This window comes from Rhizomicrobium electricum (assembly GCF_011762045.1).
Classification (GTDB): Bacteria; Pseudomonadota; Alphaproteobacteria; order Micropepsales; family Micropepsaceae; genus Rhizomicrobium; species Rhizomicrobium electricum.
The window spans coordinates 64,726-84,271 of the sequence record NZ_JAASQS010000002.1; the positions used below are offsets into that span (position 1 = coordinate 64,726).

The following is a 19,546-nucleotide window of genomic DNA, read 5'->3' on the forward strand; positions in this document are numbered from 1 at the left end:
GTTGCGTCCCCGTTAACGTCCATGCCGTCAGCAGCGCTTACAGATTAACCGGCTGCAGGCCCTCACGAAACCGGCGGGAATTGGCGACATAAATCGCCGCCGAAAGCTCCAGCCGTTTACGCTGTTCTTCGTCGAGACTGCGGATCGGCCGGGCGGGTGCACCGAGCGCCAGAGTGCCGTCGGCGATGACCTTGTCCTCCGCCACCAGAGCGCCGGCTCCGATCACGCAATAGGAGCCGATCCGTGCCCGGTTGAGCAGCGTGGCTCCCATGCCGATCAGGCTGTGATCGCCCACGCTGGCGGAATGGATGATGGCGCGATGGCCGACCGTGACACCTCTGCCGAGCACGACGGGCTGGCCCGGATCGGCATGGATCACCGCATTGTCCTGAACGTTGGAGTCCTCGCCGATCGTGATCCAGTCGTTGTCGCCGCGCAGCACTGCGCCGAACCAGACGCTGGCGTTCTTCATCAGACGCACGCGTCCGATCAGAACGGCATCGGGTGCGATGTAGTATTCGCCGGCGGGCGGAAGTTCTGGGGCGATCCCGTCAATCGAATAGAACGGCATTCGTTTGCATCCAATACTGCTTGTTATCGCGGCACGTTGCTCGCGCAGTGTGCCGCTTCATTCGGCATTATGCCAGATATGTGACGATGCGAAATTGTCGGCGCCGGAAGGCGTTGTTCTGATATTCTTGGCGTGTTGGCGTGATTCGACTTCGCTTCCTGCGGGGGACATCAAACGGTGCGGCGTTGCACAGTTGAGATTTCCGGTTTTTCAAGGCCTCGCCGCCGTCACGCTTCCTCATCTCAAATTTCCGGTGTCTGCAAGTTGACCAGGGAGTACCCATGGCCAAACGATCTGCGCGTTACAAGTCCCGTGAGTTACCAGACAGCGAAAACGTCCGTCCGTTGTTTCCGTCCAGGACGGGTTGGAGTCCGCATGACGAACGACCACGAGAACGAAAATATGTGAAGAACGTCCGGGCGATGAGCCCGGCACAGCAAAAACTGATGGATGCCCTTGAGGAGCGCGCGGTGACTGTCGCGCTCGGGCCGGCGGGCACCGGCAAGACCTATCTCGCCATCGTCAAAGCGGTCGAAGCGCTCGAAACCGGACGGGTCAGTCGCGTGGTGCTGACGCGGCCGGCGGTCGAAGCCGGCGAGAGCCTCGGTTTTCTGCCCGGCGATCTCGAGCACAAGCTGGCGCCTTATCTCCGGCCGCTCTACGACGCGCTGACCGAGCGGCTCGGCACCAAACGGCTGAAAGCACTGGTCGCGGAGAACATCATCGAGATCGCGCCGGTTGCCTACATGCGCGGGCGTACGCTCAGCGATTGTTTCATCGTCATCGACGAGGCGCAGAACTGCACCTACACCCAGCTCAAGATGCTGCTGACGCGGCTGGGCTGGCGCTCCACCATGGTGCTCACCGGCGATCCCGACCAGACGGACCTGTTGCCCGGCCTTTCGGGCCTCAAGGATGTCGCCGACCGGTTGGAGCATGTGCCGGAGATCGCGGTGGTTCGCCTCGCCGACGCCGACATCGTCCGCCACCCGCTGGTGGCCGGAATGCTGACGGTCCTCTGAGCCTACCTCGCCACGTAGATGTTCAGCACGAACAGGCCGAGGACGAAGCTCCAATAACCGGCGATCGCGGCGGCCAGCCAGAACGCGATGCTGGAGCATTTCTTGGTCTTGAACGACGTCGCGGCGTTCTCGAACAGCACGTTGGGACCGGCCACGACCATCACGCCGGCATAGACCAGCCGGGCCTTCAGGCTTTCCGGCTTCTTGGCGATCAGGCGGTAAAGGTTGGCGGTGATCCCCGAGGCGGTGAACCCGATCGCGATGGCGAAGAAGATGATAATCAGGCCGTGCATGCCGCTTCCCCTGTGTTTTGGGAGTGGTTCTGCAGACCGCGTGCCCGGCTGGAGCGCCGATTTTGTCCCGGAATGGAACGGGTTGGGCGGAACTGGCGCGCCAATGCAACAGCGGCGGGTAGCGTCGTTCCGATTTGGGCTAAAGCGTCGGACCTTAAATGCGACCCAGTGCTGGGATCAGGTTCAGGGTCGCATTTAAGGTCCAAAGACGCTTTAGGATTCAATATGATGCTAAAGCAACTTTGGACTTTAAATTCGCTCGGTGCCTGCCATCAGCATGAGGCGAATTTAAAGTCCGTTGCTTTAGCCGCTAACTCTCCTTTTCCGGTTGGCCCATACTGTAAAAAACTCGACTCGCACTGCGTGGGGCCAAGACTTCCGATGGGCCGTTTGAACGACGACGAAACCGTCCGCCGGCGCTCCGGCTGGCTGATCCCTTTGAGCGTATTCGGGGTGACGTTCGCCCTGTCGGCGGCTTTTCTGTTTTTCTATCTGGCGCCGCGCGGCGAAGGCCTGTTCAACGAGCAAGCCGCGCCGACATCGCGCAGCGATCTCGTCGCCCTCACCGTCGGCGGCCTCGCCTTCCGCATCCCGGCCAACTACCTGATCTATGACAGTGCCCGCACCGGCGGCACGCGAGCCGAAGCGGCCCTGTTCGCGCTGCTGCCCGACCTCTCCGGCTGGTCGAATTGGGCGGCGGATGCCTTCGCCAGCAATGCGGAGGATTCCGACGTCGTCTATCTCACCATCAAAGCCAAAGCGTCCCTGAGCGAAGCGGACAAGCTGAAGCGGGTCTGGCCGGATTATCTCTCCGACCGCCGCGGCGACGACGGCCCTTACGGACTGCACCGCTATACGTTCCGGCGGGACACCGGCTATCGCAACGAAGAGCTGTTCGTCGGCCAGACCGATGCCGGTCCGGTGGTGCTGCGCTGTGTGAAGCAATCGCCCGAAGTGCCGAGCCCGAGTTGTCTGCGCGAGACCCAATTGGCACGCGGCGTGACGTTGTCGATGCGCTTCAAGCGTGCGCACCTCGATACCTGGCGCGACATCACCGCCAAGGCCGACAAGCTGATCGCCACATTCCGCAAGACAGCCGGCACACCCTGAATCGGTGCACTGCCCGCGTTACGGGAAAATTCGCACAACTACAACTTTTAGATTGCATTCCGGCGGGATCACGATTTCTTGAGCATGGTCAGATCGTGCTTGGCCATCCAGACGTTGAGAAGCCGGACCGCTTCATACACGGACTGTCCGCTCTGGGTTAGTTCGTAGCTGACTTGCGGCGAAGGCCCCAGCCGCTCCGTGCGGGCGACCACTCCGATTTTCTCCAGCTTCTTCAGCGTCCGCGTGAGCATACGCTGAGAAACCACCCCCAAAGCGCGTTTTAACTGGAGAAATCGCAACGGTCCGGCACTCAGTTGGCACAGGACCGGCAGACTCCACTTGTCGCCGAACTCCCTGGCCATCCAATGCACGGAACACAAATCGGCCGTTTCCGGCGTGCGGACGAAGCAACTCTCAACGCAAAGTCCCAAAGCCCCCGAGCCTCCTTTTTGGTTCGTTTGGGCTACCCCCAGACTGGGCGGACATCTTGAATGAGTCCGCCCGGTGCTCCAGTCTCCGCGCCGCAATTCCTTCGCAAATCGCGCAGGGCTTTCGGAGCCTGCATACTCATCGAACTCCGCACGACAGGATGCCGGCACGTCTCTCGGAAAAGAGGCCGCTGCCGGGGGGCAGTCTCACATGGTCAATCACAACATCGGTGGTGGGGCCGGTACTCTGGCGGAGAAGTTCGCGGATTATCTGCCTGACGTTCGGATCGCCCATGTCGATCATCCCGATCGCTTCCACTGGTCGGGCATGCTCGTGGCTCGGAACAACCGCGCGCTGTGGCGTATTCGGGCGAACGCGGAATGGAATTTCCGGACGAAGGCCTCGATCAAGAACACCGTATTCGTGACCTTGCCGAAGGTCGGCGGCTTGAAGGTGATCGACAGCCATGGCGAGCGTGTCGCCGGGCCGGGACAAGCCATCGTTCTCTACACGCCGGAAGAACGCGACAACGTCTCGCTCTGTGCCGGAGAACACGCACGCACGTCGCTGAAATGGTCGATCGAGGAAGCCTCGTGCGCGATATCGTCGGTGTTCGGCTCGGTACCGCTCGAAAATTTGCCGCCGATGCCCGTGCTCAATCTCGGCGACGACCGCGGTGAAGTGATCCGCCGGCTGCTCAGCGCGATCGCCCGCGACCTTTCCTGCCCGCAATCGCCTTCGACGCTGGCTTCCGAATTGATGAGCGAGGCGGTGCTGCGGATGATTTTCGAGCCGTTGCTGGATCGCATCGGCCAAGTCCCCAGGCACGCAGGTCCCGCTCCGCGCGCCGTCAAGCAGGCGATCGAATACATGCGCGCCAACGCCGGCGCTCCGATCCGCATCCGCGACATCGCCGATGCCTGTTACGTCACGCCGCGCACGCTCGAGAACGGCTTCAGGGATTTCAAGGGGACGACCCCGATCGCCTATCTGAGACAACTGCGCCTCGAAGCCGTGCGGCGCGAACTCAAGAACTCCCAAAGCTCGGCGCGGATATCCGAGATAGCCCGCCGCTGGGGTTTCGTCGATCTCGGACGTTTTGCCGAACGCTATCGCCTAGCTTTCGGCGAACTGCCGTCTGAGACCGTGCGGAAACGGTAGCTACCGGCCGGCGTGGAACACGTCCTCGACCGAACGGCGGTGCGGCAGCAGCGTTTCGAGTGCCGTCAGGATCGCCGGAAACAGCAGCGCGCCGCACAGCCCCGCAGCGAGGATCGACAGCACGACCACCGGCGCGCCGGCGTGGATCAGCGACGGCATTGCGGCTGCGGTTGCGCCGAGTGTCGCAAACACGCCACCTGCCGAGTCTTCCAGCGCGCGGCGGCGGACCATGTCGGACGGCTCGCCACTTGCGCGCCACCGCCGCATCTGCCGTGCTCCCGCAAGCGCCAGCAGTCCGGCTAGCATCGTCATTTCCAAAATGGCGACGGCACCGAACGGCAATCGCGGATCGTAACTGCGCCACCACAGTGCGACGACGGTAACAAGCGCCAACACCAGTCCGAGGCCGAGGCCTTCGCGCCAACCGCCGGCAAATGCACCGAGCGCGGCACACACCAGCACAGCCGTCAGAGCAAACTGCCACCAGCCCCGCAGCAGCATCGCCTCGGCGCCGAACCATCCGAGCGCCAGGAAGACCAACGCGATCCCGGTGAACGACAAACCCCAACGCGGAATCGCCGCACCGCCGAGCCATTCGAAAATCCGCCCGCGCCGCTCGCGCGCCCGGTTGGCCTCGGCGACGAACGCCTCGTCGAAGCGAAGCAGCGGCAGCGAAAGCGGCAGAAGCAGCAGCACCGAAGCGGAAGTCCCGATGAGATCGCTCGCGGCCTGCACCGCCGCATTGCTATTTGTGCCGTGAAACCATATCGGCACCAGGACGGCCGTCAGCACCAGCATGACGCCGGTCGCGTACCACGGGGCCTCGCCCGCCCTGGATCTCAGAAGCCGGTCGAGCAGACGTTGCACATACAGGGTCGCCAGCGCGAAGCCGAAAGCGTAGGCGATCACCGGAACCAATCCGAAAGACGATCCGGCGGACAGCGGCGCAGCCCACAACAGACCCGGCAGCGGCGTCACGGCCACCAGGATCGCCAACGTCAAATGGCGCAGATGCCAATAGCCGATCGCCGCCGCAAGCACAGCGCCGAGCGCCAGTGCGGCTACATCGAGCCAAACGATCGATTGGTACCAGACGGATGCCGTCGCGGCAGCGGTTGCAAGTCCAGCGAACGCGGCCACCGCAGACAGCGCGGCCGAGTGATGCCGGGCGAGAAACCCGGCTGCTCCGGACCGCGCCGCAAACATCGTCGGATCAGGCGCGGCTGGCCGGCGCCGGCGGCAAATCCATTTCCAGGATCGCCATGTTGAAGGCGTAGGAGATCTCGCCGTCTTCTTCATCCTTGAAGACAACGCCGATGAACTCGCCGTTGACCATCACCTCGACGGAATCGGGCTGCTTGGGACGCTCCACCAGGGTGATCGTGTCCAGTCGGAACAGGTTCCGCAGATATTTTTCGACACGCCAGATTTCGCTACGGTTCACTCTCGCCTCCATCGCGGACGGTTTGGAGTCGCATGCCCGCTTGGGCCGGTCAAGCAACTTCCGGTCCGAAATCCGGAATCGCTGCCGATTGCCGCGATAGCGACTCGCAAATTGCGCCGGTTACAGCCCGTCGCCCTCGTCGATGAACTGATTCATTTCCTGGCTGGGACGGTCGCAGCCGGCACAATGCACCAGCTTGGCGGGAACGCCCACCGCCGTGCAGTGCGCCGGAATCGACTTCAGCACCACCGAACCCGCACCGATACGCGAATACTCGCCGACCGTGATGTTGCCGAGCACCTTGGCGCCCATCGACAACAACACGCCGCGGCCGATCTTGGGATGGCGATCGCCGGTTTCCTTGCCGGTACCGCCGAGCGTCACGCCGTGCAGCATCGAAACGTCGTCGCCGACCACGGCGGTCTCACCGATCACCACGCCGGTGGCATGGTCGATCATGATTCCGCGTCCGAGCTGCGCCGCCGGATGGATATCGACGTCGAACAGCTCCGAAATACGGCTCTGGAAGAACAGCGCCATGCCTTCGCGCCCGACCGTCCACAGCCAATGCGAAATGCGATAGCACTGCAGCGAGTGGAAGCCTTTGTAGTAGAGGAACGCTTCGACATAGGAATGGCACGCCGGATCGCGTTCGAACACGGCGGAAAGATCGGCCCGTACCGCCTGCCCGATACCGGGGTCGGCGGTCAGCGCCTGATCGAAAATCTCGCGCGCCTGCATCGGGCTGATATCGTCGTCCCCCACCTTCTTGGCGAGGTGGTACGATAGAGCGTCTTCCAGCCGGGCATGGTTGAGGATCGTGGCATGGACGAAACTCGCCAGAGCCGGCTCCCGCGTGGCCAACTGCTCCGCCTGCTGCCGCAGGGCAGTCCAGATCGGGTCGACGGCCGCCACTTTTTCGAACGAAACAGACATTTTCCTCTCCTGCGGCGCACTTTATCGTATGGAGGCAGTACCGCCAAACGCTCCGGCATCAAACTGCATAGATAGGTGCCCGAACACCACCCTGCAATCAGCCCTACGGAAATTATGGAAAATCCCCTCAATCGCCCTGCTCCCGACGCCATCGACCTCCTGCTCAGCCGCCGTTCCGGCTCGGCCAAGGCCATGACCGGGCCGGGGCCCGACGCCGCCGAACTGGCGACAATCCTGAAGGCCGCCGCGCGCGTGCCCGACCACGGCAAACTGTTCCCCTGGCGCTTTGTCGTCTTCGAAGGCGACGCCCGCACCCGCGCCGGCAAGCTGCTGGTCGAGGCACTGTGCGAGACCGAGAAGTTGTCCGAGGAGCGGGCGGCCCAGGAGGCTGGCCGGTTTCTGCGCGCGCCCGTGGTGGTGGCCGTCGTCAGCCGCACCCGCGAGGGCATCCCCATTCCCCTATGGGAGCAGGAATTGTCGGCCGGTGCCGTCTGCCAGACCATGCTGATGGCGGCGCACGCGCTCGGCTACGTCGCCAACTGGCTGACCGAATGGTACGCCTATCATCCCGGCGTGAAGGAGCGCTTTGGTCTCAAGCCGGGCGAACGCATTGCGGGCTTCATCTACATCGGCAAAAGCGCGGTCGAACTCGAAGAACGCGTGCGGCCGGACATGGCGAAGATCGTCACGCGCTTCTAGCGGGCGCCGCAGTAGACGCTGACCGGCGGCTTTGCATCGGTCTTGACCGGTGCCCCTGTCGCCCAGGCGAAGCCGCCGAACGCCACAGTGCCGATCACTGCAGCGGTCAGCAGTCGCGCGCGCCGGTGCTTGAAATCCTCCCGCATCCGTTCGTAGTGCGACACGGTGATGATGCGCATGACGAACGTCTGCATTTTGTCGAGTTGGGCGCGGAGTTTTTCCTTTTCCTTCTCGTCCTCGGTATCCGCCAGTTCGCCGCGCCGTTGCTTGCGCTCGAACAGGAATTCCTCGAGGCTGTGATACCCGAACGGCAGCAAATCGTCGGCGTGCGCATCGACGTATTCCGATTGCTCGCTCCGGACCTGGCTCAGGTAATAGGTGTCCAGGAGCAAGACGTCCGACGCTTCTTTGATCGCCCACAGGATCATGCCGACGCCAACGCCGCCGCAGAGGATCGCTACGGCCAGCCGGTTACCTTCGAGGGCGCCGAAATTCGCCAGCGGGCTCGTTCCCACCATGATCGCCAACGGCGCGGCGAACGCGGCGATGACCCATTTGATGGTTTCTCGAATGGTGTTGGCGGGCGTTTCGCCGGATTTGTCGCCCGCGTCGGCGCTCACCGGGCACCTCTTCGCGATGCGGACGGTACTTTGCCCATCGCAACGCCTTTGACGACCAGCGGCTTGGCGCGCTCGGCGCCCAGCGCTTTCGTCAGCCGGGTGCGAAGCTGCTTGTTGTCGAGATCGAGCTTGAAATTCATGTAATTCGCGCCGCTCTCGTCGGTTGCGCTTGGGGGACCATAGCTCAGCAGCCGAACCTTGATGGTCTCCTTCTTTCCCGCGAAGAGATCGTCAATATCCTGCCGCGAAATCGTCGCTGAACCGCGACAGCCTTGGCAGCGGATCTTGAGCGTGTCGGTGTCGCTGCGCGTGAAACACAACGCCATGGTGCCCTCCAGCCGGTGAGTCACATCCGCACTTCAGGATAGTACTACAATTATTGGTTGCAACACCAAACCATCGGTTGGCTCGGGCACCCAATGCAGATGCTTTAGGGCAATGTTCGATCACGCCGCGGCAGTGCTGTCCGCAGCGATCGTCCGCCCCGGCGGCAGATGGATGCGGACCGTCGTGCCGACGTCGCGTTTGCTTTCGATCGACAGCGTCCCTCCATGCCGCTCGGTGAGAGCCTTGGCGAGCGACAAACCGAGACCGGTGCCTTCCACATTGCGCGCGTGCGGGGACGACACTTGGCGGAACGGCTCCAGCGCGATCGGGATTTCGTCCGGCGCCATGCCGATGCCGGTATCGGCGACACTGATTTCGACGCCGCCGTTCGCCGCAACGCAGGCGCCGATCGTGACCGTGCCGTCCGGCAGCGTGAATTTCACGGCGTTTGACAAAAGGTTCAGCAGCACCTGCTTCAACCGCAGCGCATCGGCGCGGACCGGAGGCAATTCGTCGGGCATGGCAAGGCAGAGCCTCACTTTGCCGTCGGCCGCACGTCCGGCCAGGAACTTCACCGCATCCTGCAGCAAGGCGCAAAGATCGACCGGCTCGGAATGCAGCTCCAGATGGCCGGCATCGATCTTCGAAAGATCGAGGATGTCGTTGATAAGTGCCAGCAGATGTCGTCCGGCACCGAGAATGTCGTTGGCGTAATCGCCGTAGCGCTTGACCGAATGCGGCCCGAACATCTCGCCCGCGATCACTTCCGAAAAGCCGATGATGGCGTTGAGCGGCGTGCGCAATTCGTGGCTCATCAAGGCGAGAAAATTCGAACGCGTACGATCGGCGTCGTCCGCGGCCACCATGGCGGCATTGAGCTGCTCTTCGCGCGCAGCCAGGAGCGCCATCTTCGCCTTGACCAGTTCCTCCGACGTGCCGATACCGAGATACTTGCCGCCCTGGGTGATGACGAAGCACTCGCGCAACGCATCGGGATGATCCTCGGTGATCGTGGCGGCGACCTCGCTCACCCGCATGTTTTCGTCGAGAACCAGGGCATAAGGATTGGCCAGCGCCATGATCGACCGCCGGCCGTAAAGCTCAGGTATGAAGCGCTGGGCGTATTTCGACAGGAAGCGCAGCCGATTGATCAATCCAAGCACGCGGCCGTCGTAATCGACCACGGCTGCGGCACGCGGAGCACCGGGCGCATGCAGCATCTCATAGACTTCGGCGCAGGTGGCATCCTCTGAAATCGGAGGCAGTCCGACCGCGATCCGTCCCGCCGTCCAGGCGGCATCGATATCCGGCTTGCTGGCATGTACGCCGCCAAACGAACTCATACGCTTACCCGCCCGTTGCTCGCGCGGACGAAAGTAGGCAGGCGTCGTTTGCTGTCCGTTAAAGCGGGCGCGCCGGAACGCCGCGTTTTTGCGAAGTTATTGTGACAGTCGCACCGCGTGCAACTCCCGAATGAAATCGCCGCCCGAAACCGTCGCCGTTACGTCGCCGAGCCGCCTCACATCGCCGACCGTGTGGTAATGCTGATAGCCCGGCCGGTCGGGATGAATGGTGTCGATGATCAGAGTGCGTACCGGCGTTCTATCGGTAAGTCCGGCGATAGCCGTTACGATGTCGTCGAACGGCAGCATGTGCGGCCAGTTCACCGCCACCAGCACATCGATCGGTCCGCCGACTATGGCGGCTATCGCCACAGGTTTGCACAGATCGCCTTGATGAAACGCCACCGCGGAACCATGCAGCGCCTTCGCGCCTTCGATCACGGATGCTTCGAGATCGAAGCCGAACCGGCGCGGAGCCTTGATGCGGCATATGATTTCGCCCAAGCCGCAACCGATCTCCACCACCGTCTCGGGCGCAAAGCCGTCGATCACCGCAACCACGCGCCGTTTGTAGGGTCGCCGCCGGTAAGGGCTTTTTACATGCCAATGATCGAAGCCGAATTCCTCTTGCAGATGCCCGTAACGCCGGAAATCCGGAATGCTCCGCATTAGCCGGAAGAGATCGGCGGTGGAGCGCATTGGGTGTATTCTCATGGGCTCCACCGTTGGCAGCATCCGTTATCGGATATCGAGATACTTGTGTATTTGCAGCGACAATCGCCACTGCGGATGCTTCAAGCAGTATTCGACGGCGGCGCGCGTGTTGGCCTCGCGATCGGGTCCGTCCATCGGTTGCAGGAAATAGTAATCGAACAGAAGATCGGCGTATTTCTCCGGCGGCGCGCCCTCCTGCGGATAGACGAGCTTCAACTCCTGGCCGGTTTCGATCGCCAACTCGTTGCCCGCTTTGGGACTGACGCAGATCCATTCGATACCCGGCGGCGGCAGGATGGTGCCGTTGGTTTCGATGGCGATCTCGAAATCGTGGATATGCAGCGCTGCGATCAGCGCCTCGTCGAGCTGCAACAGCGGCTCGCCGCCCGTGCACACCACATAAGGTTGGGCGAAATTATCCTTCGGCCATTCGGCGGCGACCGCATCGGCGAGCGATTGCGCATCGGCGTATTTGCCGCCCTTGGTGCCGTCGGTACCGACGAAATCCGTATCGCAGAAGGTGCACTTGGCGTCGGCGCGATCGGCTTCGACGCCGTTCCACAAATTGCAGCCGGCAAAGCGCAGGAACACCGCCGCGCGGCCGGAGCGGGCGCCCTCGCCTTGCAGCGTGTAGAAGATTTCCTTGACCGCGTACGTCATCGCGCGGCAGCGTAACGCGCGTACCCCTTGGCGCGCAAATCGCACGCCGGACAGGCGCCGCAGCCGTAGCCCCAGTCATGGCGATGGGTGCGATCGCCCTCGTAGCAGGTGACGGTCTCCTCGACGATGAGATCGATCAGCGCCGTCCCGCCGAGTTCTTCCGCCAGAGCCCAGGTGGCGCCTTTGTCGATGTACATCAGCGGCGTATGCACGGTCACGCGCCGGTCGAGCGCCAACGTCAAAGCCTCGGCGGTCGCGACGACGGTCTTCTCGCGGCAATCGGGATAGCCGGAGAAATCGGTCTCGCACATGCCGCCGACCAGATCGGCGATGCCGCGCCGGTAGCCGAGCGCCGCCGCCGACGTCAGGAACAGCACATTGCGGCCGGGCACGAAACTGGTCGGCAGGCCGTCGCGGCCCATCTCGATCTTGGTCGCATCGGTCAGGGCGCTGCCGCCGATCTGCTTCAGCACGTCGAGCGTCAGCATGTGATCTTCGCCGAGCCGTTCGGCCCAGGCGGGAAACTGCGTCCGGATCGCGCCAAGGATGCGGCCGCGCGCGTCCAGCTCCACCCGATGGCGCTGGCCGTAATCGAAGCCGACCGTCTCCACCCGCGCGAAATGCGTGAGAGCCCAGGCCAGACAGGTGGTCGAATCCTGCCCGCCGGAAAACAGTACGAGGGCGCTGTCTGCCGAATTATCCGTCATGGCGGCGGTTTAGACGAAGCGCAGGGCCAAGGGAAGACTAGCCGTACGCGGCCTCGATTTCGGGCTCCTGGCGCCGCAAGCAGGCCTCGGGCAGTTCGACCGTGACCGTGGTCCCTTTGCCCTCGGCGCTGGCGATGGCGAGGCTGCCGCCGTGCAATTTGGTCAAGGCATGGGCAATCGGCAGGCCGAGCCCGGCCCCTTCGAACCGCCGGGCCAGCGAGGCGTCGGCCTGCTGGAACGGCTGCAGGACCAAGGCGATGGCCTCCTCCGACATGCCGATGCCGCTGTCGCTGACGGCGAAATGCACCGCGCCGGTATCGGTCCGCCAGGCCCGAAGCCGCACCGCTCCGGGCGGCGGCGTGAACTTGAGCGCATTGGCCAGCAGATTGGACAGCACCTGCGCCAGCCGCGTCTTGTCGACATGAAGCACCGGCAGATCGCCCGGAAGGTCCAGTTCCACATCGCGGCCGTCGCCGGTCTGGGCGCGGGCCCGCATCAGCGCCACATCGGCGATCTCGCGGGGACTGCATTCGCAGCGGTTGAGGACGATGGCGTTGCCTTCGAGCCGCGCCACGTCGAGCACGTCGTTGATGATCGCCAGCAGCTTGTTGCCGCTCGCGGAGATGTCGCGCACGTAGCCGAGATAGGCCTTGTTGCCGATCGGCCCCAGCATCTCGGTACCGATCATCTCGGAAAATCCGATAATGGCGTTGAGCGGGGTCTTCAGTTCGTGGCTCATCATCGCCAGGAAGGCGTTCTTGGTGCGGTTGGCCTGCTCGGCGCGCTTGAGACCCTTCTTGATGGCGCGTTCGGCGGCAAATTTCTGGGTGACGTCCTCCACCGTGCCCTGGTAGCAGACGATCTGACCGCGCCAGTCGCGCACCGCGCGGGCGTTCTCGCTGATCCATATGGTCGATCCGTCGCGGCGGCGGATCTCGCTGACGAAGTGGGACACCTCGTCATGCGCGTCCATGATCTTCTTGAATTCGTCGCGCCGGCTGGGATCGATATAAAGCTGGGAGGCGATGTTGGTGAACGCGGCTTTCATCTCGGCCGGCGTCGCGTAGCCGTAGATGCGCGCCAGCGCCGGGTTCACATCCAGATAGCGGCCGTCCGGCGAAGTCCGGAAGATGCCTTCGATCGCCGACTCAAAAAACCCGCGATAGCTGAAATCGCCGACCAGAAGTTGTTTATCCGAGCGCTCGGCCAACCTGCGCAACAAAATGACGGCAATGACGATGCCGATCATGATGACGGCGGCCGTGGCAATTTCGCGCGGTGCCATGACCTGCGTGGCCAACCCGAACAGCAGACCGAGCGCGAAGAACGCCCAGCACGTTCCGGCTGTCATACGCGCACGATCCGGCGAACCCGGCCGGTCGGCAGACCTGAAAAATGCACCCAACGGTCGCACAACTCCCCACTCGGCGTACACACATACAGGCAAGTTCTAAACGGTCTGTTTAGGCTGACTCTTGCGTTCACGGCCTGGGTCCGGCAGTTTGGGCAAGGATCTGGAAGGGATGAGGAATTTGTCAGTTTTGGCGATATCCGGGTCGGGCGTGTACGTGCCGTCCCAAACCATCAATAACGAAGAACTGGTGGCGTCGTTCAACACTTACGTCCATCGCTACAATAGCGAGCACGAAGCCGAGATCGCCGCCGGCACGTGCAAGGCCCTCTTGGAATCCTCCTCCGAATTCATCGTCAAGGCGTCGGGCATCAAGAACCGTTACGTGCTCGACAAGGAAGGCATCCTCGATCCCGATGTGATGTGTCCGCGCATCCCCGAGCGTCCCGATAGCGAACTCTCCGTGATGGCCGAGATGGCCGTGGCGGCGGCGCGCGAAGCGCTGGCGACGGCGGAGAAGAAGCCCTCCGACATCGACGCCGTGATCTGCTCCTGCGCCGTGCAGCAGCGCGCCTATCCGGCGATGGCGATCGAGGTTCAGGGCGCCCTCGGCATCACCGGCTTCGCCTTCGACATGAGCGTCGGCTGCGCGTCCGCGACCTATGCGGTCCATATCGCCCGCGGCCTGATCGAGACCGGCGGCGCGCGCGCCGTCCTGGTGGTCAATCCCGAAGTCCTCACCGGCCACGCCAATTTCCGCGAGCGCGACAGCCATTTCCTGTTCGGCGACGCCTGCACCGCCTACATCGTCGAGCGCGCCGAGACTGCGCGCGGCAGCAATGTCTGGGAAATCGTCTCGACCAAGCTGAAGGCGCAGTTTTCCAACAACATCCGCAACAATTTCGGCTTCCTCAATCGCTGCGCGCCGGAAGGCATCGGCAAGCCCGACAAGCTGTTCGTCCAGCAGGGTCGCAAGGTGTTCAAGGAAGTGCTGCCGCTGGTCGGCCATTTCATCGTCGACCATCTGGCCGAGAACAATCTCACCGCGTCGGACGTCAAGCGCATGTGGCTGCACCAAGCCAACATCAACATGAACCTGTTCCTGGCGCACAAGGTGCTCGGCCGCGATCCGACACCCGACGAAGCGCCCAACGTGATCGACCAGTACGCCAACACCTCGTCGGCGGGCGCGATCATCGCCTTCAACAAGCACAGCGCCGATTTGAAGAGCGGCGACGTCGGTCTGCTCTGCACCTTCGGCGCCGGCTACTCCGCCGGCAGCGTGATCTTGAAGAAGATGTAGGCATCTCCTTCCGCCGCTGCCATTCGTCAGCACACGGATCGCTGCGGCGCGGCAAGGAAAAACACGAACGGGCTGTATTTCCCTTGCGGAAATATCTCATCGTTGCATGGCGCGATAAACGCATGTGATAGTCCGCGCCCTTCCGGGCAGGGCTTCGACACAAGGACGCGCGTGCATTTTCTTGTCAGCATTCAATGGGGTTACGTGGCGAGCGGCCTTCTGGTCGGCGCGCTCGTCGGGTTGACCGGCGTCGGCGGCGGTTCGCTGATGACGCCGATCCTCATCCTTCTTTTCGGCGTACCGCCGGTCGCGGCGGTCGGCACCGACCTGCTTTATGCCTCCGTCACCAAGACGGTCGGCTCGTTCGTGCACGGCGCCCATCACACCATCGACTGGCGCGTGGTCCGGCGGCTGGCGATGGGCAGCGTACCGGCGGCGATCGCCACCCTGTTCCTGCTCAATCGCCTCGGTATCGACAGCCACAAGACCAACGCGCTGGTGTCCGACGTGCTCGGGTCGGCGCTGCTGGTGACGGCCGCGGCGCTGGTGTTCCGGCCGTGGCTGCTCAAGATCTATGCCTCCCGCGTGGGCAAGCTCTCGCCCAAGCTGACCATCCGGTACACGGTGCTGACCGGCGTCGTTCTGGGGATCCTGGTCGCCTCGTCCTCGGTCGGTGCCGGCGCGCTCGGTGTCACCGCTCTGATCCTGCTCTATCCCGAACTGCCCGCGGTGCGGCTGGTCGGCTCCGATATCGCCCACGCCGTGCCGCTGACCCTGGTGGCGGGCGCCGGCCACTGGCTCTTGGGTAATGTCGACTTCACGTTGATGGGGACGCTGCTGATGGGATCCATCCCCGGAATTCTGATCGGCAGTGCCCTTGCCCCAAGGATACCGGAAGTCTATTTGCGGCGGGTCATGGCGGTCGTGCTGGCCGCCGTAGCCGTGAAGCTTTTCTTATGACCAAACAAGTTCGTGCCTGGCAGCGGATGTTGAGCGGCCGCCGCCTCGATCTGCTCGATCCTTCGCCGCTGGACATCGAAATCGAAGACATCGCCCACGGCCTTGCCCGCGTGGCGCGCTGGAACGGCCAGACCAAGGGGGCGCACGCCTTCTCGGTGGCGCAGCACTGTGTCGTGGTCGAACGGCTGGCAGTCGAACTGAGCCCGTCGGGACTGACCCGCGAAGCCCGCCTGATGGCCCTGCTCCATGACGGCCCGGAATATGTTGTCGGTGACCTCATAAGCCCATTCAAGGCCGCCGTCGGTATCAGTTACAAGAGCTTAGAGCTGAAACTTATGGCGGCCATCCATCTTCGGTTCGGGCTGCCGCCGAAGCCGCCCGCGGCCCTTGAAAAGCTATTCAAGCGGGCCGATCTGCTTTCCGCCTACCACGAGGCAACCCAGCTTGCCGGGTTCGAGGTGGACGAAGCCAAGAAGATCTTCGGCGCCCCGCCTGCCGCTCTCAAGACGCCCAGGCTGACGCCGCTGCCGACCGCCGAGGCGCAAGCCCTCTTCCTCGAGCGCTTTCGCAAGCTGTCGGTGTAACAAACTGAAATAGCAACAATTCCGGCTTTCGCGTGTCATAATGGCGGGCTAACAGATGAAGCCATGCCACTGATCCTCGTCACACCTCTTTCCGTCCTGCCGGATATGCTGCGGACTTACCAGCCGTCGCATCTCATCAGCCTGCTCTCGCCCGAATACATGATCGAGACGCCGGGCGGATTTCCGGCAGCCCGCCACCTGCGCATCGCCGTGCACGACATCTGCGATCCCGAGGACGGCAAGTGCCAACCCGGAGAAGAGCATGTCGCCTCGGTGCTGGAATTCGCCCGCGGCTGGGACGCCAAGCGGCCGCTGATCGTGCATTGCTGGGCCGGCGTGTCCCGCTCGATGGCGACGGCCTACACTATTCTCTGCGACCGGGCGTGGCGCGGCGCCGAATTCCGGCTTGCCCGCGAGATGCGCGCGCGGGCGCCGCATGCCTATCCCAACCGGGCGATCATCCGCCATGCCGATGCCCAGCTCGAACGCCAGGGCGCCATGATCAAGGCGGTGGAAGAAATGGGGCCGGCCGTTCCCGTCGAGGAAGGTGTGCCGGTAGAGTTTTCGCTGGAGCAACTTGGGCTATAGGATTGGGGGCGTGACGAATCCGGACAAACATGTTGTGACCATCGGGCTGTCGGCCGCCATCGTTTCGGTGGTGGACGATTTGCCCAGCGTTCTGGTCGTGCATGCTGCCGGTGCCGACGATGCCCTGCCGTTCGGCCCGTTCGATCCGGTCGCCCATCGCACCCTCGAAAGCGGCCTCAGAACCTGGGTGGGCGAACAGACCTATCTCGATCTCGGCTATGTCGAGCAGCTCTACACGTTCGGCGACCGCGGCCGTCACACCCTGAAGCCCGGCGAAAATGCGCGCGTGGTCTCGGTTGGCTATCTCGCGCTGACCAAGCAGCTCGGCGAACGCAATGCCCCCGACAGCGTCTGGCGCGACTGGTATCGTTACTTCCCCTGGGAAGACTGGCGCATCGAAAAGCCGGCGGTGATCGACGAGATGATCCTGCCCGCGCTCGAGGAATTCGTCGCCTCGGCGCCCGACCGGTCCTGCGCAGAACTACGGCGCGACCGCGTCCGGCTCTGTTTCGGCGACGAGGACATCGGCTGGGACGAAGAGAAAGTGCTGGAGCGCTACGAGTTGCTCTACGAAGCCGGCATCGTCAGCGAAGCCGCGCGCGACGGACGCGGCGGCAACGATCGCATCTCGCCGCTCGGCGACCGCATGATGTTCGACCATCGCCGCATCCTCGCCACCGCCATTGCCCGGCTGCGCGGCAAGATGAAATACCGGCCCGTGGTGTTCGAACTGATGCCGGCCTCGTTCACGCTGCTCGAACTGCAGCGCACCGTCGAGGCGATTTCTGGCACCCGCCTGCACAAGCAGAATTTCCGCCGGCTGGTCGAAGATCAGGGTCTGGTGGAAGGCACCGGCAAGTTCAATTCGCCGCCGCGCGGGCGGCCGGCCGAGCTGTTCCGCTTCCGCCGCGAAGTCCTGCGCGAGCGCCCCTCGCCCGGCGTGAAGCTGGCGCGCCAGCGCACACCCTGAGCAAAAAAAAGCCCTCCCGAAGGAGGGCTAAGAACGCCACCGACAAAGCCGTGGAGAACCGTTCGGAACCTGGGAGGGCCTCCGTGCAGAACCCGTTGCCTTCGCGTAGCGATCCAGATTGTACGCTGTCTATAAGTCGAACGGGCAACAGCAAACCTCACTGAGACACTTTGTGCATTGCAACCGGTGTCATTAAAAACGCCGCTCACGAAGCCGTGATTCCGCGCTTCATTTCTTGTGCCGATGCCACGTTCCGATGCGATCATCGGTGACGTTGCCGACGTAAACACATGGCCGCGTGACCCCGCTCAGCGCGGCCGTCGCGATTGTATATTCATCATACGGAATATCTCGCGGAGTGGCCGGGCACGTAGCCTTTGGCATTGCAGATGTGCCCCGCGGGGGCGATGTCGCCATAAAAAAAGGGCCCTCCCGAAGGAGAGCCCAAGGAGCTGCGCACAGCAGCATGACATCGCTCGATTTACGAGCGTATCTGCAGAAGGCTTTGCCTCAACTGGCTGCTGTTTTCAACTGTTTCGGGAAAATTGCGAACTCGACGCGGTTCTAGGAAAAAGTGAATTTCCTGGAATTCCCGTCATGGCTAACAAAATGGCTTGACGGATTTGTACTCATGTGTAGCATAAACCCAACGGCCGGCCTTGAAGGCCGGTGTTTTTGCCCTAGATATATACTCAAAACGAGCATAACAGGACAAAGATATGCCCGAACTGCCCTTCACGCCGGATGTCGCCGCCGCCACTGAGGCGCTTCGCCAAAAGGTGTCGCACGTCATCCCCGACATCGAATGGGCCGTTCACGCGCCCACCATTGCCGCCATCAACGCGCTGAAGCGCGAGAAGAACGCGGTGATCCTGGCGCACAACTACATGACGCCGGAAATCTTCCATTGCGTCGCCGACTTCGTCGGGGACTCGTTGCAGCTCGCACGGCTGGCCGCGAAGACCGAAGCCAAGCTGATCGTCCAGGCCGGCGTGCACTTCATGGCCGAGACCTCGAAGGTGCTGTCGCCAGACAAGACGGTTCTTATTCCCGATCCGGAAGCAGGCTGCTCCCTCGCCTCCTCCATCACCGCCGCCGACGTCGTGGCGCTGAAGGCCAAGCATCCCGGCCTGCCGGTGGTGACCTATGTGAACACCTCCGCCGCCGTGAAGGCCGAAAGCGACGTCTGCTGCACCTCGTCGAACGCCCGTGCCGTGGTGGAAGACATCGCCCGCGAATGGGGCGTCGATACGGTCATCATGATCCCGGACGAATTCCTGGCGCAGAACGTCGCCAAGCAGACGGCCGTGAAGATCATCACCTGGAAAGGCCATTGCGAAGTGCACGAGCGCTTCACCGCCGCCGACATCCGCGATTTCCGTAGCGCCAATCCCGGCGTGGTGGTGATGGCCCATCCCGAATGTCCGCCGGAAGTCGTTGCCGAATCCGATTTCGCCGGTTCGACCTCGGGCATGATCGATTTCGTCGCCGCCAAGCATCCGAACAAGGTTGTGCTCGTCACCGAATGCTCGATGAGCGACAACGTTGCGGTGGAGTTCCCCGAGACCGAATTCGTGCGGCCGTGCAATCTGTGCCCGCACATGAAGCGCATCACGCTTCCGAAAATCCTCAACGCCCTTGAGACCATGACGGTAGAAGTCACGGTCGATCCGGCCATTGCCGCCCGCGCCCGCAAGAGCGTGGAACGCATGCTGGCGGTGCCCGTCACCAAGGCCCGCTTTGCCGCGTGAAAA

General features: G+C 63.0%; 23 protein-coding genes. 10 read left to right on the top strand and 13 right to left on the bottom strand.

The genetic code is table 11. The annotated features are described in order from the left end of the window. Nucleotides 1-37 precede the first annotated feature (37 nt). Complete coding sequence (locus tag FHS84_RS03135; protein ID WP_166930303.1) at nucleotides 38-571, bottom strand: gamma carbonic anhydrase family protein; 534 nt, start codon at nucleotides 569-571, stop codon at nucleotides 38-40. A gap of 281 nt (nucleotides 572-852) precedes the next feature. On the opposite strand from FHS84_RS03135, the gene FHS84_RS03140 reads away from it, so the two are divergent. After that, the gene (locus tag FHS84_RS03140) at nucleotides 853-1,593 is read left to right on the top strand and encodes a PhoH family protein (RefSeq protein ID WP_166930305.1); all 741 of its coding nucleotides are present in this window, start codon (nucleotides 853-855) and stop codon (nucleotides 1,591-1,593) included. Between the two features lie 2 nt (nucleotides 1,594-1,595). Here the strand turns inward: FHS84_RS03140 and FHS84_RS03145 are convergent, their stop codons facing one another. Then, nucleotides 1,596-1,886 carry a DUF6949 family protein gene (locus FHS84_RS03145; protein WP_166930307.1) on the bottom strand — a complete coding sequence of 97 codons (291 nt, stop codon included), beginning with the start codon at nucleotides 1,884-1,886 and terminating at the stop codon, nucleotides 1,596-1,598. 381 nt (nucleotides 1,887-2,267) lie between these two features. Between FHS84_RS03145 and FHS84_RS03150 the strand changes: the two genes are divergently transcribed. Then, a complete protein-coding gene (locus tag FHS84_RS03150) occupies nucleotides 2,268-2,996 on the top strand; it encodes a hypothetical protein (protein WP_166930309.1) in 729 nt (242 codons plus the stop codon). A 68-nt stretch (nucleotides 2,997-3,064) separates the two neighbouring features. Here FHS84_RS03150 and FHS84_RS03155 read toward each other — a convergent pair whose 3' ends face one another. Beyond that, nucleotides 3,065-3,358 carry a winged helix-turn-helix transcriptional regulator gene (locus FHS84_RS03155; protein WP_166931773.1) on the bottom strand — a complete coding sequence of 98 codons (294 nt, stop codon included), beginning with the start codon at nucleotides 3,356-3,358 and terminating at the stop codon, nucleotides 3,065-3,067. A gap of 277 nt (nucleotides 3,359-3,635) precedes the next feature. Between FHS84_RS03155 and FHS84_RS03160 the strand changes: the two genes are divergently transcribed. Beyond that, nucleotides 3,636-4,586, top strand: coding sequence for a helix-turn-helix transcriptional regulator (locus FHS84_RS03160; protein ID WP_166930311.1), 951 nt, complete (start codon nucleotides 3,636-3,638; stop codon nucleotides 4,584-4,586). Here the strand turns inward: FHS84_RS03160 and FHS84_RS03165 are convergent, their stop codons facing one another. From FHS84_RS03165 to cysE, 3 genes are all read right to left on the bottom strand, one after another. After that, the gene (locus tag FHS84_RS03165; RefSeq protein WP_166930313.1) at nucleotides 4,587-5,792 is read right to left on the bottom strand and encodes a hypothetical protein; all 1,206 of its coding nucleotides are present in this window, start codon (nucleotides 5,790-5,792) and stop codon (nucleotides 4,587-4,589) included. Between the two features lie 7 nt (nucleotides 5,793-5,799). Next, nucleotides 5,800-6,030 carry a DUF3126 family protein gene (locus FHS84_RS03170; protein ID WP_166930315.1) on the bottom strand — a complete coding sequence of 77 codons (231 nt, stop codon included), beginning with the start codon at nucleotides 6,028-6,030 and terminating at the stop codon, nucleotides 5,800-5,802. 120 nt (nucleotides 6,031-6,150) lie between these two features. Next, nucleotides 6,151-6,966 (bottom strand): serine O-acetyltransferase, encoded by an 816-nt coding sequence (cysE, locus tag FHS84_RS03175; protein WP_166930317.1) that lies wholly within the window; start codon nucleotides 6,964-6,966, stop codon nucleotides 6,151-6,153. A gap of 114 nt (nucleotides 6,967-7,080) precedes the next feature. Here cysE and FHS84_RS03180 point away from each other — a divergent pair, with 114 nt between their 5' ends. Then, nucleotides 7,081-7,665 (top strand): nitroreductase family protein, encoded by a 585-nt coding sequence (locus FHS84_RS03180; RefSeq protein ID WP_166930319.1) that lies wholly within the window; start codon nucleotides 7,081-7,083, stop codon nucleotides 7,663-7,665. On the opposite strand, the gene FHS84_RS03185 is transcribed toward FHS84_RS03180, so the two are convergent. The 7 genes from FHS84_RS03185 to FHS84_RS03215 form a co-directional block, all read right to left on the bottom strand. Then, complete coding sequence (locus FHS84_RS03185; RefSeq protein WP_166930321.1) at nucleotides 7,662-8,285, bottom strand: hypothetical protein; 624 nt, start codon at nucleotides 8,283-8,285, stop codon at nucleotides 7,662-7,664. The two genes, FHS84_RS03180 and FHS84_RS03185, sit on opposite strands and share 4 nt — an antisense overlap. Beyond that, nucleotides 8,282-8,611: a hypothetical protein gene (locus FHS84_RS03190; RefSeq protein ID WP_166930323.1), complete on the bottom strand. Its 330-nt coding sequence runs from the start codon at nucleotides 8,609-8,611 to the stop codon at nucleotides 8,282-8,284. Before FHS84_RS03190 ends, FHS84_RS03185 begins: the two co-directional genes overlap by 4 nt. Nucleotides 8,612-8,731: 120 nt before the next feature. Further along, nucleotides 8,732-9,955, bottom strand: a complete 1,224-nt coding sequence (locus FHS84_RS03195; RefSeq protein WP_166930325.1) for a sensor histidine kinase — start codon at nucleotides 9,953-9,955, stop codon at nucleotides 8,732-8,734. Between the two features lie 96 nt (nucleotides 9,956-10,051). After that, nucleotides 10,052-10,654: a class I SAM-dependent methyltransferase gene (locus FHS84_RS03200; RefSeq protein ID WP_166930327.1), complete on the bottom strand. Its 603-nt coding sequence runs from the start codon at nucleotides 10,652-10,654 to the stop codon at nucleotides 10,052-10,054. Nucleotides 10,655-10,693: 39 nt separating this feature from the next. Beyond that, nucleotides 10,694-11,329 carry a 7-carboxy-7-deazaguanine synthase gene (gene queE, locus FHS84_RS03205; RefSeq protein ID WP_166930329.1) on the bottom strand — a complete coding sequence of 212 codons (636 nt, stop codon included), beginning with the start codon at nucleotides 11,327-11,329 and terminating at the stop codon, nucleotides 10,694-10,696. Further along, nucleotides 11,326-12,036: a 7-cyano-7-deazaguanine synthase QueC gene (queC, locus tag FHS84_RS03210; protein WP_166930331.1), complete on the bottom strand. Its 711-nt coding sequence runs from the start codon at nucleotides 12,034-12,036 to the stop codon at nucleotides 11,326-11,328. The genes queE and queC overlap by 4 nt, the downstream gene beginning before the upstream one ends. Nucleotides 12,037-12,073: 37 nt before the next feature. Continuing rightward, nucleotides 12,074-13,387, bottom strand: a complete 1,314-nt coding sequence (locus FHS84_RS03215; protein WP_166930332.1) for a PAS domain-containing sensor histidine kinase — start codon at nucleotides 13,385-13,387, stop codon at nucleotides 12,074-12,076. 172 nt (nucleotides 13,388-13,559) lie between these two features. Between FHS84_RS03215 and FHS84_RS03220 the strand changes: the two genes are divergently transcribed. The 6 genes from FHS84_RS03220 (at nucleotide 13,560) to nadA (ending at nucleotide 19,543) form a co-directional block, all read left to right on the top strand. After that, nucleotides 13,560-14,690, top strand: coding sequence for a beta-ketoacyl-ACP synthase III (locus FHS84_RS03220; protein WP_243850665.1), 1,131 nt, complete (start codon nucleotides 13,560-13,562; stop codon nucleotides 14,688-14,690). Nucleotides 14,691-14,861: 171 nt separating this feature from the next. Further along, nucleotides 14,862-15,650, top strand: coding sequence for a sulfite exporter TauE/SafE family protein (locus tag FHS84_RS03225; protein WP_341801807.1), 789 nt, complete (start codon nucleotides 14,862-14,864; stop codon nucleotides 15,648-15,650). Further along, on the top strand, nucleotides 15,647-16,234 hold the full coding sequence (locus tag FHS84_RS03230; RefSeq protein WP_166930334.1) for an HD domain-containing protein: 588 nt from the start codon (nucleotides 15,647-15,649) through the stop codon (nucleotides 16,232-16,234). The genes FHS84_RS03225 and FHS84_RS03230 overlap by 4 nt, the downstream gene beginning before the upstream one ends. A 63-nt stretch (nucleotides 16,235-16,297) precedes the next feature. Beyond that, complete coding sequence (locus tag FHS84_RS03235) at nucleotides 16,298-16,822, top strand: tyrosine phosphatase family protein (RefSeq protein ID WP_166930337.1); 525 nt, start codon at nucleotides 16,298-16,300, stop codon at nucleotides 16,820-16,822. A 10-nt stretch (nucleotides 16,823-16,832) separates the two neighbouring features. Next, on the top strand, nucleotides 16,833-17,792 hold the full coding sequence (locus FHS84_RS22180) for an NrtR DNA-binding winged helix domain-containing protein (RefSeq protein ID WP_166930339.1): 960 nt from the start codon (nucleotides 16,833-16,835) through the stop codon (nucleotides 17,790-17,792). 719 nt (nucleotides 17,793-18,511) lie between these two features. Beyond that, complete coding sequence (nadA, locus tag FHS84_RS03245; RefSeq protein ID WP_166930341.1) at nucleotides 18,512-19,543, top strand: quinolinate synthase NadA; 1,032 nt, start codon at nucleotides 18,512-18,514, stop codon at nucleotides 19,541-19,543. Nucleotides 19,544-19,546: the final 3 nt, after the last annotated feature.